The organism is Paraburkholderia sp. GAS41 (assembly GCF_050436545.1).
In the GTDB taxonomy this organism is placed as follows: Bacteria; Pseudomonadota; Gammaproteobacteria; order Burkholderiales; family Burkholderiaceae; genus Paraburkholderia.
Genome location: NZ_JBNDMK010000011.1, coordinates 110,103 through 124,246 on the forward strand (window position 1 = coordinate 110,103; position 14,144 = coordinate 124,246).

General features: G+C 62.7%; 15 protein-coding genes. 4 read left to right on the forward strand and 11 right to left on the reverse strand.

The features are described from left to right. Positions 1 to 145: 145 nt before the first annotated feature. The gene (locus P3T43_RS17130; RefSeq protein WP_429282225.1) at positions 146 to 1,468 is read right to left on the reverse strand and encodes an ABC transporter substrate-binding protein; all 1,323 of its coding nucleotides are present in this window, start codon (positions 1,466 to 1,468) and stop codon (positions 146 to 148) included. Between the two features lie 80 nt (positions 1,469 to 1,548). Next, positions 1,549 to 2,334 (reverse strand): L-iditol 2-dehydrogenase, encoded by a 786-nt coding sequence (locus tag P3T43_RS17135; protein ID WP_429282226.1) that lies wholly within the window; start codon positions 2,332 to 2,334, stop codon positions 1,549 to 1,551. 352 nt (positions 2,335 to 2,686) lie between these two features. On the opposite strand from P3T43_RS17135, the gene P3T43_RS17140 reads away from it, so the two are divergent. Genes P3T43_RS17140 through P3T43_RS17150 form a run of 3 tightly spaced genes read left to right on the forward strand, consistent with a single transcriptional unit; the run spans position 2,687 to position 5,323 of the window. Then, complete coding sequence (locus P3T43_RS17140) at positions 2,687 to 3,625, forward strand: metal ABC transporter solute-binding protein (RefSeq protein ID WP_429282227.1); 939 nt, start codon at positions 2,687 to 2,689, stop codon at positions 3,623 to 3,625. Beyond that, positions 3,622 to 4,548, forward strand: coding sequence for an ATP-binding cassette domain-containing protein (locus P3T43_RS17145; protein WP_429282228.1), 927 nt, complete (start codon positions 3,622 to 3,624; stop codon positions 4,546 to 4,548). Before P3T43_RS17140 ends, P3T43_RS17145 begins: the two co-directional genes overlap by 4 nt. Then, entirely contained in the window at positions 4,541 to 5,323 is a 783-nt protein-coding gene (locus P3T43_RS17150; RefSeq protein WP_429282229.1) for a metal ABC transporter permease, read from the forward strand. The genes P3T43_RS17145 and P3T43_RS17150 overlap by 8 nt, the downstream gene beginning before the upstream one ends. Positions 5,324 to 5,374: 51 nt before the next feature. Here the strand turns inward: P3T43_RS17150 and fghA are convergent, their stop codons facing one another. Both fghA and P3T43_RS17160 read right to left on the reverse strand, forming a co-directional pair. Then, positions 5,375 to 6,238 carry an S-formylglutathione hydrolase gene (gene fghA / locus P3T43_RS17155; RefSeq protein ID WP_429282230.1) on the reverse strand — a complete coding sequence of 288 codons (864 nt, stop codon included), beginning with the start codon at positions 6,236 to 6,238 and terminating at the stop codon, positions 5,375 to 5,377. 34 nt (positions 6,239 to 6,272) lie between these two features. Next, positions 6,273 to 7,379: an S-(hydroxymethyl)glutathione dehydrogenase/class III alcohol dehydrogenase gene (locus tag P3T43_RS17160; RefSeq protein ID WP_429282231.1), complete on the reverse strand. Its 1,107-nt coding sequence runs from the start codon at positions 7,377 to 7,379 to the stop codon at positions 6,273 to 6,275. A 464-nt stretch (positions 7,380 to 7,843) separates the two neighbouring features. On the opposite strand from P3T43_RS17160, the gene P3T43_RS17165 reads away from it, so the two are divergent. Next, positions 7,844 to 9,259, forward strand: a complete 1,416-nt coding sequence (locus P3T43_RS17165; protein ID WP_429282232.1) for a nucleobase:cation symporter-2 family protein — start codon at positions 7,844 to 7,846, stop codon at positions 9,257 to 9,259. A 227-nt stretch (positions 9,260 to 9,486) separates the two neighbouring features. Here the strand turns inward: P3T43_RS17165 and P3T43_RS17170 are convergent, their stop codons facing one another. The 7 genes from P3T43_RS17170 to P3T43_RS17200 all read right to left on the reverse strand — a co-directional run bounded on the left by P3T43_RS17170 (position 9,487) and on the right by P3T43_RS17200 (position 14,143). Beyond that, a complete protein-coding gene (locus P3T43_RS17170; protein ID WP_429282233.1) occupies positions 9,487 to 9,783 on the reverse strand; it encodes an RHS repeat-associated core domain-containing protein in 297 nt (98 codons plus the stop codon). After that, positions 9,780 to 10,136: a hypothetical protein gene (locus P3T43_RS17175; protein WP_429282234.1), complete on the reverse strand. Its 357-nt coding sequence runs from the start codon at positions 10,134 to 10,136 to the stop codon at positions 9,780 to 9,782. Before P3T43_RS17175 ends, P3T43_RS17170 begins: the two co-directional genes overlap by 4 nt. A 66-nt stretch (positions 10,137 to 10,202) precedes the next feature. Continuing rightward, positions 10,203 to 10,526 carry a hypothetical protein gene (locus P3T43_RS17180; protein ID WP_429282235.1) on the reverse strand — a complete coding sequence of 108 codons (324 nt, stop codon included), beginning with the start codon at positions 10,524 to 10,526 and terminating at the stop codon, positions 10,203 to 10,205. Continuing rightward, the gene (locus tag P3T43_RS17185; protein ID WP_429282319.1) at positions 10,426 to 10,857 is read right to left on the reverse strand and encodes an RHS repeat-associated core domain-containing protein; all 432 of its coding nucleotides are present in this window, start codon (positions 10,855 to 10,857) and stop codon (positions 10,426 to 10,428) included. The genes P3T43_RS17180 and P3T43_RS17185 overlap by 101 nt, the downstream gene beginning before the upstream one ends. Before the next feature lie 175 nt (positions 10,858 to 11,032). Continuing rightward, positions 11,033 to 11,299 (reverse strand): hypothetical protein, encoded by a 267-nt coding sequence (locus tag P3T43_RS17190; protein WP_429282236.1) that lies wholly within the window; start codon positions 11,297 to 11,299, stop codon positions 11,033 to 11,035. Between the two features lie 819 nt (positions 11,300 to 12,118). Continuing rightward, a complete protein-coding gene (locus P3T43_RS17195; protein WP_429282237.1) occupies positions 12,119 to 12,583 on the reverse strand; it encodes a tyrosine-type recombinase/integrase in 465 nt (154 codons plus the stop codon). A 51-nt stretch (positions 12,584 to 12,634) separates the two neighbouring features. Then, positions 12,635 to 14,143, reverse strand: coding sequence for an efflux transporter outer membrane subunit (locus P3T43_RS17200; protein ID WP_429282238.1), 1,509 nt, complete (start codon positions 14,141 to 14,143; stop codon positions 12,635 to 12,637). Between the last annotated feature and the right edge of the window lies 1 nt (position 14,144).

The window sequence follows — 14,144 nt, forward strand, 5'->3', positions numbered from 1 at the left end:
AAAGCGCGGGATATCGCGGCGGGTTCAGGTGAGCCGGCACCGGCCCAGGTTATCTGGACAGGATGCGCAAGCTCAGCCAGAGAGCCGCGACGGCCCGCTGTGCAGCCAAGGGCCGGCTGACTGGCGTCAGCCGGCGTGTTTCACGTCACTTCAGGTAGCCAGCCTGGCGCACGGCGCGCTCGGCTGTAGCCTGGCCTGCGGCCAATGCCTGATCGACCGTCATCTGACCGGCAACCGCGCCGGAGATGCTCTGACCTACTACCGTACCGAACGACTGGAACTCAGGAATGCCAACGAACTGCACACCGGTGTACGGCACCGGTTTCGCCGTCGGATGATTCGGATCAGCCGTTTCGATTGCCTTCAGCACGAAGTCGGCAAACGGAGCCGCGGCCTTGTACTCCGGACGGGCATACGTCGACTGACGCGTTCCCGGAGGCGCCGAGGCCCAACCTTCGTCCTTCGCGACCATCTCGATGTATTCCTTCGAGGTCGCCCACGCGATGAACTTCTTCGCCGCATCCGCCTGCTTCGACGACTTCGGAATCGCCAGCGCCCACGCCCACAGCCAGTGCGCGCCGTGCGGCGTGACTTCGGTCGGCGCTGCCGCGAAGCCGACCTTGTCGGCGATCTGCGACTGCTGCTTGTTGTAGAGCATGCCGGCAGCCACCGTCGCATCGATCCACATCGCGCACTTGCCCGATGACATCAGCGTCAGGTTTTCGTTGAAGCCGTTCGAGCTCGCTCCCGGAGGGCCGTCCTTCTGCAGCAGGTTCACGTAGAACGTGATGGCCTTCTTCCATTCCGGCGAGGTGAGTTGCGGGTTCCACTTCTCGTCGAACCAGCGGCCGCCGAAGGTGTTCACGACCGTCGTCGCGTACGCCATGTTTTCGCCCCAACCCGCCTTGCCGCGCAGACAAATGCCGTAGACGCCGTTGGCCTTGTCGGTCAGTTTGTCGGCGAACTGCTGGATCTGGTCGTACGTGGGCTGGTCGGGCATCGTGAGGCCCTTCGCCGCGAACAGGTCCTTGCGGTAGTACGTCATCGAGCTTTCGACGTAGAACGGCAGCGCATACAGCGAACCGTTGTACGAGAGCCCTTCGCGCGCCGTCTTCACGACGTCGTCGAGATCATAGGCAGCCGGCAGATTCGTGATCGGGGTGAGCCAGCCGCGCTTGCCCCATTGCGGCGTCTCGTAGGCACCGATCGTCATCACGTCGAACTGGCCGCTGCCAGTCGTGATGTCAGTGGTAGCGCGCTGACGCAGCACGTTTTCTTCGAGAATCACCCAGTTGAGCTTGATGTCCGGATTGGCCTGCTCGAACGCCGGCGACAGCTTCTTCAGCTCGATCATGTCCGGGTTGTTCAAGGTCGCAATTGTCACCGTTCCCGCCGAGGCGTTCAGTGCCGCGCACGCGACTGCGGCGGCGCCGACCGCCTTGAGCGCGGGTTTCATGGCTGCTTTCATCACTTGTCTCCTTTCTGGTACGTTATGTTTTACTGCGTTTGTTATGCAAACGGTGCGGCAAGCCGGTCAGACTCCCTGCCTTAGCTCATCCAGTTGCCACCGTCGACGTTCAGGGTTTGTGCGGTGATGTAATCGGCATCGGCAGAAGCGAGGAACAGTGCCGCGCCGGTCAGGTCTTCAGGCAGGCCCATGCGGCCAAGCGGCACCGCCTCGCCCACCAGGCGCTTCTTTTCGCCTGGCTGGCGATTCTCATAGCGGGCGAACAGCGCGTCGACCTGTTCCCACATCGGCGTATCCACGACACCCGGCGCGATGCCGTTGACGTTGATCTTGTGCGGCGCCAATGCAAGCGCAGCCGACTGCGTATAGCTTAGTACGGCCGCCTTGGTTGCGCAGTAGTGCGAAACCAGTGCTTCACCGCGCCGGCCCGCCTGCGACGACATATTGATGATCTTGCCGCCGTGGCCCTGCTCGACCATCTGCTGCGCGGCCGCCTGCATCAGGAAGAACATGCCCTTCACGTTGACGGCGAACAGGCGATCGAAGACGTCCCACGATTCGTCGAGCAGCGGGCGCATATCGAACAGCGCGGCGTTATTGAAGAGAATATCGATCTGGCCGAAACGTTCCACCGTGCTCGTGACGATCCGCTGGATGTCGTCACGGCGCGTCACGTCGGCACTGAGTGTCAGCACGCGCTCGCTGTCGCTGGCACGCAGCGCCTGCGCAAATGAATCGGCCGGCTTGACGTCGACCAGTACACAGCGTGCGCCCTCGTCGAGATAACGCCGCGCCACCGCTTCGCCGATTCCGCTTGCCGCACCTGTGAGGATCGCCACCTTCCCTTGCAATCGCGCTGCTGCCACTGCTTGTCTCCGGTTCGTTGCGAGTTGTGTCGCGGTGAGCGAACGCTCATTACGCGAACAATTGCTCTGTTAGTGATCGAATGATCGGATACGCGTTCGGTCATGTCAAGGCGCTTCACGAGATTTCGATGGTGCAGCGCGGCAGGACTGACAAATGATCCTGCGCAAGAGATGACGAGGCTGTGACACGAGACAGGCGCGGCGGCGGGAGCACTTCCCGGAGGCTGCGCTCGCTGACAAATCTATTAGATACGTTATATCATTGCATCCCCGCATCACCGCTAAGCGCGCCCGGATCGACGGGAGCCCTCGCCTACCACTCGCGTCCAACTTTTACGCAGCAGGGAAACGGATGAAAAAACTCAGCTTGAAGTGGCATGATGCGCGCCGCGCGCTCAGCCTGTCGAAGTATCTCGTCGCTGGCGCAGCCGTACTGGCCATGAGCCAGGCTGCCTGTGCGCAGGACGCGAAGATCCAGGTGGTGGCCGCGGAAAACTTCTACGGCGACGTGGTACATCAGTTGGGCGGCGCACACGTCGACGTCACCAGCATCCTGAGCAATCCAGATGAAGATCCGCATCTCTTCGAAGCCAGCCCGAAAACCGCACGCGCGCTGCAACACGCGAACCTTGTGGTCTACAACGGCGCCGACTACGATCCGTGGATGGCGAAACTGCTGAACGCCTCGAAGAACGCGAAGCGCACGATCATCGTTGCCGCCGACCTGACCGGCAAGAAGGGCGGCGACAATCCGCACCTCTGGTACGACCCGGCAACGGTGCCCGCCGTGGCGCGCGCGGTCACCGTCGCGCTCGAAACGGCTGACCCGGCGAACAAGTCGGCGTACGATGCGAACCTCGCGAAGTTTCTCGATTCGCTCAAGCCGATCGACGCCAAGGTCGCCGAGTTGCATGGCCGCTATGCCGGCGTGCCGGTGACGGCGACGGAACCTGTGTTCGGCTATATGTCGGACGCAATCGGCCTGTCGATGCGCAATTTGCGCTTCCAGCTGGCGACGATGAACGACACGGAAGCGAGCGCGTCGGATATCGCCGCGTTCGAGAAGGATCTGCGCGACAGACGCGTCCACGTTCTGATCTATAACAGCCAGGCAACCGAAGCCCTGACCAAACGCATGTTGAAACTCGCCCAGCAGTCGCACGTACCGACCATGAGCGTCACTGAAACCGAACCGGCCGGCAAGACCTATCAGGTGTGGATGTTGACGCAACTGGACGCGCTCGGCGCGGCCTTGGCGGGGAGCCAGACAACCACAGGAACCACCCAATGAATCTGACTGGCCGCACGCCGCAAGGAGCCGCGCCGGTTCTCGAACTCGAGGACGTGACGCTGGAACTGGGCGGCCGCGCGATTCTGCGCAATACGAGCCTGCAGGTGAATCAAGGTGAATTCATCGGCGTACTCGGCCCGAACGGCGCAGGCAAAACCACGCTGATGCGCGCGGTGCTCGGCCTCGTGCCGGCAACGAGCGGCACGATCCGCGTACACGGGCAGCCCGTCGTGCGCGGCAATGCGTCGATCGGTTATATGCCGCAGACGCGCAGCGCGCTGGCCGGCCGCCGGGTGCGCGGCCGCGATTTCGTCGCCATGGCGGCCGACGGCCACCGCTGGGGTCTGCCGCACGCCGATGCGCAGACCCGCGCGGATGTCGAACGCGTGCTGGACCTGGTCGGGGGACGTGCGCTCGCGGCGCGGCCCTTGTCGGAACTGTCCGGCGGCGAACGGCAGCGTCTGCTGCTGGCGCAGTGTCTGCTCGGCAAACCCGAACTGCTGCTGCTCGACGAACCGCTCATCAGCCTCGACCCGCATCATCAAAAGAGCGTCGTCGAACTGGTGCGCAATGTGCAGCAGGAACTCGGCATCGCGGTGCTGTTTTCCGCGCATGAACTCAATCCGCTGCTGCATGCGCTCGACCGGGTGCTGTATCTCGGCAGCGGCGTGGCGGCGCTCGGTACCGTCGATGAAGTCATCACGAAGCCGGTGCTGTCGCGCCTCTACGGTTCGCCCATCGACGTGATGCGCGTGAACGGCCGCATCTTCGTGATGTCGGGCGATGTCGAAGTCGAAAAGCACGATCACGAACACGAAGACGACGCCCACGATCACGGCGGCGCGTCGGGCCATACGCACTCACACGGCCACAGCCACGGTCACCATCACGCCTCACGCCACGGACACAAGAACGATGTTTGAATACGACTTCATGGTGAACGCATTCGCGGCGTCGGGGATCGTCGCGGTGCTGGCGGGAATCGTGGGCTATTTTCTGGTGATGCGCGGCCAGACCTTCGCTGGACACGCGCTCTCGCACGTCGGCTTCACCGGCGCGACCGGCGCGGTGCTGCTCGGCATCTCGCCGATCTGGGGGATGATCGGTTTCACGTTGGCGGCAGGCGTCGGCATGGGCGCGCTGGGTGAAAAGCTGGCCGGACGCGATGTGGCGATTGGCGTGATCCTCTCGCTCGCGTTGGGCTTCGGGTTGCTGTTTCTGCACTTCTTCACCGCGTATGCAACCCAGGTCACGGCTCTGCTATTCGGTAACGTGCTGGGGGTGAACGCATCCACGCTGGGCGTGCTGGCGGGACTCGGCATTCTGAGTCTGGCCGCACTCGCCGCCATCATGCGTCCGTTGCTGTTCGCTTCGCTGCAGCCGGAACTGGCTGAGGCCAAGGGCGTGTCGCTGCGGCTCGTATCGGTGCTGTTTCTGGCGATTGCCGCGCTAGCGGTGGCGGCGTGCACGCAGATCGTCGGCGTGCTGCTGGTCTTCACGCTGATGGTCGGACCCGCGGCCGCCGCGCAAAACCTCACGACGCGGCTGTCGATTGGACTGGTGCTTGCCGCGCTGATCGCGCTCGCGCAGGCGTGGCTCGGGCTGACGCTCGCCTTCTATACCGACTGGCCGACAAGCTTCTGGATCACCGCGCTGGCCGCGCTGGTATATGGCGGCAGTCTGCTGGGCCGGCGCTAGCAACGACGGCGCGCGTCGCTTTCCACGCGCGCCGCGTCACCGTCCGGCGCTTCAGGCCAGCAACACCTTCGCGTGATGCGCGAGATGATCTTCGATGAAAGTCGAGATGAAGAAATAGCCGTGGTCGTAGCCCTCGTGACGGCGCAACGTCAGCGGCTGCCCTGCCGCGAGGCAGGCGGCTTCGAACACCTCAGGATGCAGTTGCTCGGCGAGAAACTGGTCCGAGAGTCCCTGATCGATCAGAATCCCCGCTGCGAACTTGTGCGATGCGCTCGCCACCAGTTCACTCGAGTCATACGCCTTCCACGACTCGCGATCCTCGCCCAGATAGCCGGCGAACGCCTTCTCACCCCACGGACAACGCGACGGTGCCGCAATCGGCGCGAATGCCGACACCGAGCGGTAAATCTGCGGATTGCGTAGCGCCAGCATCAGCGCGCCGTGACCACCCATCGAATGTCCAAAGATGCCGAGGCGCTCGCCGTCGATCGGCAGGTTCGCCAGCACCGTCTCGCGCAACTCGTCCCGCACGTACGAGTACATGCGGAAGTGCTTCGACCAGGGCGCTTCGGTCGCATCGACATAGAAACCGGCGCCCACCCCGAAATCCCACGCCGCGCTTTCGCCAGGGATGCCCGCGCCGCGCGGACTGGTATCCGGCGCGATCAGAGCGATGCCGTGCTGCGCGGCGAAGCGTTGCGCGCCCGCCTTGATCGGGAAGGTTTCCTCGCTGCAGGTGAGTCCCGCCAGATAGAACAGCGCCGGCACCTTGGCCGCAACGCCCCCCGATCCCTGCGCGGCCCGCGGCGGCAAGAACACCGAAAAACGCATCGGCAGTCCGGTGATCTTCGAGTCATGCTTGTAGATACGCTGCACGCCGCCATGGCAAGCATGTGAGGCCAGAAGTTCGAGCATCATGCGCTCCCTTGAATGCAACGTGAGTGCGGCATTAGTACAGCACGACGGAGCGGATCGACTCGCCCTTCTTCATCAGCTCGAAGCCTTCGTTGATGCGTTCGAGCGGTAGCCTGTGCGTGATCAGATCGTCGATGTTGAGCTTGCCTTCCATATACCAGTCGACGATCTTCGGCACGTCCGTGCGGCCGCGCGCGCCGCCGAACGCCGAGCCTTTCCACTGACGGCCAGTTACCAGCTGGAACGGACGCGTGCTGATTTCTTCGCCCGCCGCCGCCACGCCGATGATGAACGACTGGCCCCAGCCTTTGTGTGTGCACTCCAGGGCCTGACGCATGATCTTCGTGTTGCCGATGCACTCGAACGAATAGTCGGCGCCGCCGTCGGTCAACTGCACGATATGGTCGACCACGTTCTCGACCTCGTTCGGATTGATGAAGTGCGTCATGCCGAATTTCTTCGCCAGTTCGACGCGACCCGGATTGATGTCTACCCCGATGATCTTGTCCGCGCCCACCATTTTGGCGCCCTGAATCACGTTCAGCCCGATGCCGCCCAGCCCGAACACCACCACATTCGCGCCCGCTTCGACCTTGGCCGAATACACTACCGCGCCGACGCCCGTTGTCACGCCGCAACCGATGTAGCAGATCTTGTCGAACGGCGCGTCTTCCCGCACCTTCGCCACGGCAATTTCCGGCACGACGATGTAGTTCGAAAACGTGGACGTGCCCATGTAGTGAAACAGCGGCTTGCCATCGAGCGAGAAGCGCGAGGTCGCATCGGGCATCAGGCCCTTGCCCTGCGTGGAGCGGATCGCCTGACACAGGTTGGTCTTGCGCGACAGACAGAACTTGCACTGACGGCATTCTGGCGTATAGAGCGGAATCACGTGATCGCCTTTCTTCAGCGTGCCCACACCGGGACCGACGTCGACGATCACGCCAGCGCCTTCATGACCGAGAATCGCCGGAAAGATGCCTTCCGGATCCGCGCCGGATAACGTGTAGTAGTCCGTGTGGCAGATGCCTGTCGCCTTCACTTCGATCAGCACCTCGCCGGCGCGCGGCCCTTCGAGATCGACCTCTTCGATTGTCAGCGGTGCGCCGGCTTTCCATGCGATGGCTGCTTTCGTCTTCATGCTGAATGCTCCTGTAGTTCCCTGAATCGGTCTCTGAATGCCGTACCGTGGCCGGCGCCTATGATCGCCGAAAATGACGTCACGCGTCATCCGGCACTCGCCGTCGCATTGCTCCTGGACGACATTGCTTCGCGCCACGCGCGAGCACCTCGAAACGCGTCATTCGCGGGTTAACCCCGCCTTCCCGCGAGCCGCGTCAAAACAACACTATGTGTCGATTCGAATACACCTCATGGATTCTCACACATATCGCTTTGATCCGGCCCGTTGCCACGCTCGGGCGCCAGCACCGCAGCATGGGGCTCACAGCCGGTTTGCGCAGCATGCGTAGCCAGATTGGCTTACAAAATGCCCTGCCCCATACGATCGTCGCGAAGCCGGGAATAGGCCCCAGTGGGCTTGTTGTGCTTTTTCTCTCCGCATACCTTGGAGTCATCCCAAAACGAGATGTTGGAGAGAGACAAATGCAATCGAACACGGTTCACCCGTGCGACGAGCGACTGCCCGCAGGCCAGTTGCTGACGCTCGGCATTCAGCACGTCCTCGTCATGTACGCAGGTGCGGTGGCGGTCCCCCTCATCATCGGTAGCGCGCTGAAACTGCCCAAGGATCAGATTGCGTTCCTGATCAGCGCCGACCTCTTCTCCTGCGGCATCGCCACGCTGATCCAGACCCTTGGCTTGTGGATCTTCGGCATCCGGCTGCCCGTCATCATGGGCTGCACGTTCGCGGCGGTCGGCCCGATGGTGGCGATCGGCACCAATCCGAGTCTGGGTATCCTCGATATCTTCGGCTCGACGATTGCGGCCGGGGTGATAGGCATCCTGGTCGCGCCTGCAGTCGGCAAGCTGTTGCGCTTCTTTCCACCTGTGGTGATCGGTGTGGTGATTTCCGTCATCGGGCTGTCGCTGATGGAAGTGGGCATCAACTGGGCGGCCGGCGGTGTCGGCAATCCCGACTACGGCAATCCGGTCTATCTGGGCCTGTCGTTGCTCGTGCTGACGCTAATCCTGCTGATCAACAAGTTCGGCAAAGGCTTTATCGCCAACATCTCGGTGCTGCTCGGGATCGTCGCCGGCTTCGTAATTGCTGTGGTGCTCGGACGCGTCAACATGGAAGGCGTGACGGCCGCGCCGTGGGTCGGCATCGTCATGCCGTTTCACTTCGGTCTGCCGCACTTCGATCCGCTCGCCATCGCGACGATGGTCACGGTGATGTTCGTCACCTTCATCGAATCGACCGGCATGTTCCTCGCGGTCGGCGACATGGTGGATCGTCCGGTGGACCAGAAAACGCTGGTGCGCGGTCTGCGCGTCGACGGGCTGGGCACGCTGATCGGCGGGATTTTCAACTCGTTCCCGCATACGTCGTTCTCGCAGAACGTTGGGTTGATCGGCGTGACGGGCGTGAAAAGCCGCTTCGTCTGTGCCATGGGCGGCGTGATTCTCGTGCTGCTGGGCCTGTTTCCCAAGATGGCACAGGTGGTCGCGTCAGTGCCGGCGTTCGTGCTCGGCGGCGCGGGTATCGTGATGTTCGGGATGGTGGCTGCGAACGGCATCAAGGTGCTGTCGAAGGTCGACTTCGTGAAGAACCACCACAACCTGTTCATCGTCGCGGTCAGTATTGGTCTGGGTCTGGTGCCGGTGGTGTCGCCGCAGTTCTTTGCCAAATTGCCGTCCGCGCTCTCGCCGCTGCTGCATAGCGGGATTTTGCTGGCGTCGGTGTCGGCGGTGGTGTTGAACCTGGTGTTCAACGGCGTGAAGGGTGAACGTGCGGCGAAGCGTGATATCCGTCGCGCTGGGCATGATTTTGATGGACGTGGCGCGAATGACGAACCGGCGGCGGGTGATGAGATGATGCGGGCGGTGGATTTGCATTGAGTTCAAGTGGGCGGTCGCCCTTGCAATGCGTGTCAAGTGAGTACCGCGGTCGCCGTCCTTCGTGCGCCGCTCTGCGAGGTCGTAGCCGTATGTCAGATCGCCCAGCACGCTGCTGTTAGCCGGTTTGTATGGGATGTTGGTCAGCTGGCTGGCTGCATCCCACACGTAGGTCGCCGTGATGCCATTCGCCAGCGTCGCCTGGCTGCGCCGGCCGAGTGCGTCAACACTCACCAACCGTTGACTACCATCAACTCATGCGGGAAGCTGATCGTGGCTGACCCACCCACATAAGCATACGCATTCGTCTGCCCACTCGCCCACCCAATCGGATCCTCACTGATGAACCTTGCGGTCGTTGGGTCGTAGTACCGATTGCGATAGTAATACAGCCCCGTCCCATCATTCTCCCGCCCCGTGTACTGCTGCGCGTTGGAATCACCCGCACCCGTTACCGTCGTCGCCCCATACGGCTGATACCTGTACTGCGTCTGGCTCTGCTGGTTCGCATCGGTCAGCGCGATCACATTGTTTTGTTGCCATCGCGCAGCACATACCGATCCCCGTCCGCATCATCCCCAATGCGCCGGTACGTCAGCTCATCAAGACCGCTCTCCGGGTAAGGCGAGAACTGGCGGATACGATGCGCCCAGTCGTCATCCGGAATCGTGAAGCTGAGTTCGTCGCCAATCCAGAACGACTGCATCCGGTGCCCATTGACCATCTGCGCCAGCAGGTTCTGCGCATTCCACCTGTATTCGTTAGCCCCGTCGCTCGCAAGGTTGCCGTTCAGGTCATAACCCAGCGTCTTGCCCGCCCAACGCGTGAGCTGGTTCGCGCCGTTGTACTGCGCGTCGCTTACCGCCTGCGGCAGATCCACCTACTTTCAATCGAAATATATTTCACAATAGACACGATGGGGGAACAGCAGCAACAGATCAATCATCTAATGGCTCACAAAGCCAAGTCCCGTCACCTCTAAGCGTCCGCACCTTCTGGCCGGATGGATAACGTTGCTGTCGCCCGCCGTCGCCTTCGCCCTGGCATCAAACCCGCGCACACGGTAGCGCACCGGATCCAGCGTGAACACGATTTCCAACCCACTCACCTCGCACGGGATATCGAATGCCGGCGCGGCAGGTTCGACGCTCGCGGGCAGCACGCTCTCTTTAGCGGCTACAGAAGTGGGCGGTTCCCCACGCAGAGCCTCCCCTTCCTGGATTCGGATTGGGTACCCAATTTTCACCACCCTTGGGGTCTTGAAATCCATCAGCCGCTGAGGGCTTACCAGGCGCCTTCGGTCCGTTCGGATCGTAGGCATTTGTCGGCGGCTTGATCGACGTAATGCCGTTGACCAGATCTTTGAACCAAGGCGGAACACCACCACCCACCTGTGGCCCCATACCCGGCATCGGACCCGCTGGAATAGGAAATGCCCACTGCAACCCCTCCGGATCGCTGAACTGCACCGGGTTCCCACCCACATAAGCATACGCATTGGTCTGCCCACTCGCCCAGCCGATCGGGTCTTCACTGATGAACCTTGCGGTGTTCGGATCGTAATACCGGTTCCGACAGTAAACAAACGTCCCGACGCGAATCCGCCCTCACATGGGCCGCTTCCCCTTATCAGGCAAGGCTTTGCCGCGTATCGACTTCGCCGGACAGAGAATTTTTTCCAGACGCGATTCTCGATTGATTCGTATCTCGAAACAAGTGTGACTTCAGGGTCGTTACGCGGTAACAGGCGCATGGCCGGCGTTACCGCGTAACGCCTCAGATATCCAGATCCAGCCGGCCAGCGTAGTAATCAGCCTGTCCTTTGGGTAGCTTCCCCGCTCGCCTGAGCGCCGCCTCTTCGGCCTGCACCAGCAGCCGCTCCAGCATCGCCCGCTGCGTGACGCCGTAACACGCAGCGACCCGTTCCAGCGCACGCTTCGCATGCAGGTCAATTACCAGGCTCAGCCGCTCGCCCTTGCCGTTCTCGTCCTTCAGATGCCGCTCCCGATACGCCGCCTGCCGTGCTGCACTACTCATTGCCATGGAGCCTCCTTCTGATCGTTACGCGGTAACACCAGCATGCCAGGTGTTACCGCGTAACGACACCTGGCCGGATGGATAACGTTGCTGTCGCCCGCCGGGTTTGACGGCTCCCGAAGGGAGACGGCAAACCCGGCGGAACAGGGCTGTCGTGCCCCACTGCGCCAGAACCGCGCAGACCCTGGCGTTACGCGGTAACGGCGCATATCCGACTACGCACGCTTGCTCCGTCAAGGCCGCGCACCGCGCGCCGAAGGGCAGCCTTGACGGCCACCGGGGTTCTACGCTCGGACATGCGGTGCAAGACGACATGGCGGCTTGCACCGCATGCGAAGCACGCTTTGCGCTTTTTCGTTCTTCACTTTGGGGAGCCCCATGGGGGCGGACGGGAGGCAGGCTGCGAGCACGGCGCGAAGGCCGCACCGCGGCCGCAGCCCGCGCGCAGCAGACTGACGGGTGGGCGGGGCCCACTCCATTCACTGGCCGCCTCGCGGCCCCTGACTTTGCCCTGCGCGCAGCGCCTTGCCTGGCCTTGTTCGTGCACCAGGTGACTGGCCGCACAGCGGCCCTGATGTATTGCTGTGCGCTTCGCGCACCCGGCCGGGCCGGGGGCGCCAGACATAACGCAAATTAGCACCGTTTGGCGGGCCGGCAAACGCAACGACTGGCGCGATGACGGCCCGCCAAACGGTGCTAATTTCCGGGCGTTATGTTTAATGTTGGGACGGCGCAGCCGGCCCAACATTTACCCCCGGCCCTCGTTGCCTCCGGCCGCAGGCCGCTGGACCTTCTTCACCGTCGGGCCGCCAGGCCCGCACTCCTTTACCCTGCGTCCCCGTCCACTTGGGCCTCGATAGCGGCTAAGAGGGAGAGCGCATCACGCTCCAGCTTCGCCGGATGCGTCGCCGCGTGGATCTCCTTCAGTTTGCCGATCGCCACCTGCGTGTAGATCTGCGTGCTCGACAGGTCCGCATGGCCCAGCAGCGCCTGGATGAACCGGATATCCGCACCGTTCTCCAGCATGTGCGTCGCGCACGCGTGCCGCAACACATGACACGCCCCCTCGCGGATGCCCGTCCTCTCCATGTACCGCTTCACCAGGTCAGACAGCCGCCCCTTGCCGAACGGTTCGCCGTAGTCCGTCAGGAACAGCGTCCATTCGTCCGCCCTCACCGCGAGCGACGGCCGTATCCGGTCGCAGTACCACTCCACCCAGTAGCACGCCCGCTCGCCCAGCGGGATATACCGGTCACGCCGGCCCTTGCCCTGCCGGATCTGTTTGCTCAACGAGCCGCGAATTCCGCAAAAGAATCCACCCTCGCCCGCTTCCTGTTGCTTCTAATTCACCGAAGCCGCCGAGCTGCCCGTCGCACTGTAGTCGACCGGCGCATCAGCCGGACGCGGTTGATCGCCGTTGTGCTCGATCCAGCCTCCGCCCAGCGACTGGTACAGATCGACCAGATTCGTGAGGCGGTTCAGCCGCGCCGCAATCAACGACTGTTGCGCCGCATACAGGTTGGTCTGCGCGGTCAGCACGTTCAGGTAGCTATCCACGCCGTTCTTGTAGCGCAACTCCGACAACGTAAGCGCGCGCTGTTCAGCAAACGTATTGCGCTCGAGCGCCTGGATCTGCTGATCGTAGGTACCGCGTGCCGCGAGACCGTCCGCCACTTCCCGGAAGGCCGTCTGGATCGCCTTTTCGTACTGCGCAATCTGGATGTTCTTCTGGACATGCGCGAGGTCGAGATTGGCCTTGTTCTCACCGCCGGTGAAGATCGGCAAGGTGATCGTGGGCGCAAACGACCACGCCGCGGACCCCGGTTTGAACAGCCCACCCAGCGACGGGCTCAACGTGCCGAAATTGCCCGTCAGCGAGACCTTCGGAAAGAACGCAGCGCGCGCCGCTCCGATGTTCGCATTGGCAGCCAGCAGATTCTCTTCAGCCTCGACGATGTCCGGACGACGCGTCAGCAGGTCGGACGGCAGTCCGGCCGGGATATCCGTGAGGAGATCCTGATCGCCGAGTTGCTTGCCCGACGGCAGATCGTCCGGCAGCGGTTCGCCCACCAGCAGCACCAGGGCGTTTTCCGCCTGCGCCCGCAGACGCGCCTGCGCCTGCTGGTTCGCCAGCGCCTGCTCGACCACTGTCTCGGCCTGACGCAGATCGAGTTCGGAACCCGTGCCCGTTTCGAACTGCAGCTTCGTGATGTTGTACGAGGCCTGCGCCGTATTCAACGTGTCCTGCGTGACCTTCAGCAGATCGTCATCCGAGAGCAGCGTCAGATACTGGTCCGCCACTGACGACACCAGCGCGATTTCCGCTGCCTTGCGGGCCTGGGCCGTGGACAGATACTGGTCCAACGCCTGGTCCTTCAAGCTGCGAATCCGGCCGAAGAAGTCGAGCTCCCACGACGCGTTGAGCCCAACCGAATAATCGGTGCTGAGCTCCTGACCCGGCAGCGAGAGGTTGGCCGGCGTGCGCGTGCGCGTCTCCGAACCCGCCGCATTGACAGTCGGGAACAGGCTCGAGCGTGCGATCCGATATTGCGCCTGCGCCTGCTGGATATTCAGCACCGACACGCGCAGATCGCGGTTGTTTTTCAGCGCAAGCTCGATCAGCCGCTGAAGGCGCGCGTCGGCAAAGAAGTCGCGCCAGCCGATGTCGACCGCTGCTTGCCCATTGGCACTGCGTGCGCCGGCATTCGCCGGGCCCGGCTGCGTCGCGTAGACGCCGCTCGCCGGGAACGCGCCGGAGACCGGCTCGGCGGGTCGATCGTACTTCGGCTCCATCGTGCAAGCCGTAGCGAGGATCGCAACCGCCACTGCAATCAAAGAGTGTTTTTGCATC

What these genes read in the sequence shown, in the direction of transcription:
- P3T43_RS17130 (WP_429282225.1), bottom strand. Translation starts at nt 1,468, where the DNA reads ATGAAAGCAGCCATGAAACCCGCGCTCAAGGCGGTCGGCGCCGCCGCA.
- P3T43_RS17140 (WP_429282227.1), top strand. Translation starts at nt 2,687, where the DNA reads ATGAAAAAACTCAGCTTGAAGTGGCATGATGCGCGCCGCGCGCTCAGC.
- P3T43_RS17145 (WP_429282228.1), top strand. Translation starts at nt 3,622, where the DNA reads ATGAATCTGACTGGCCGCACGCCGCAAGGAGCCGCGCCGGTTCTCGAA.
- P3T43_RS17150 (WP_429282229.1), top strand. Translation starts at nt 4,541, where the DNA reads ATGTTTGAATACGACTTCATGGTGAACGCATTCGCGGCGTCGGGGATC.
- fghA (WP_429282230.1), bottom strand. Translation starts at nt 6,238, where the DNA reads ATGCTCGAACTTCTGGCCTCACATGCTTGCCATGGCGGCGTGCAGCGT.
- P3T43_RS17160 (WP_429282231.1), bottom strand. Translation starts at nt 7,379, where the DNA reads ATGAAGACGAAAGCAGCCATCGCATGGAAAGCCGGCGCACCGCTGACA.
- P3T43_RS17165 (WP_429282232.1), top strand. Translation starts at nt 7,844, where the DNA reads ATGCAATCGAACACGGTTCACCCGTGCGACGAGCGACTGCCCGCAGGC.
- P3T43_RS17180 (WP_429282235.1), bottom strand. Translation starts at nt 10,526, where the DNA reads ATGGATTTCAAGACCCCAAGGGTGGTGAAAATTGGGTACCCAATCCGA.
- P3T43_RS17190 (WP_429282236.1), bottom strand. Translation starts at nt 11,299, where the DNA reads ATGGCAATGAGTAGTGCAGCACGGCAGGCGGCGTATCGGGAGCGGCAT.
- P3T43_RS17200 (WP_429282238.1), bottom strand. Translation starts at nt 14,143, where the DNA reads ATGCAAAAACACTCTTTGATTGCAGTGGCGGTTGCGATCCTCGCTACG.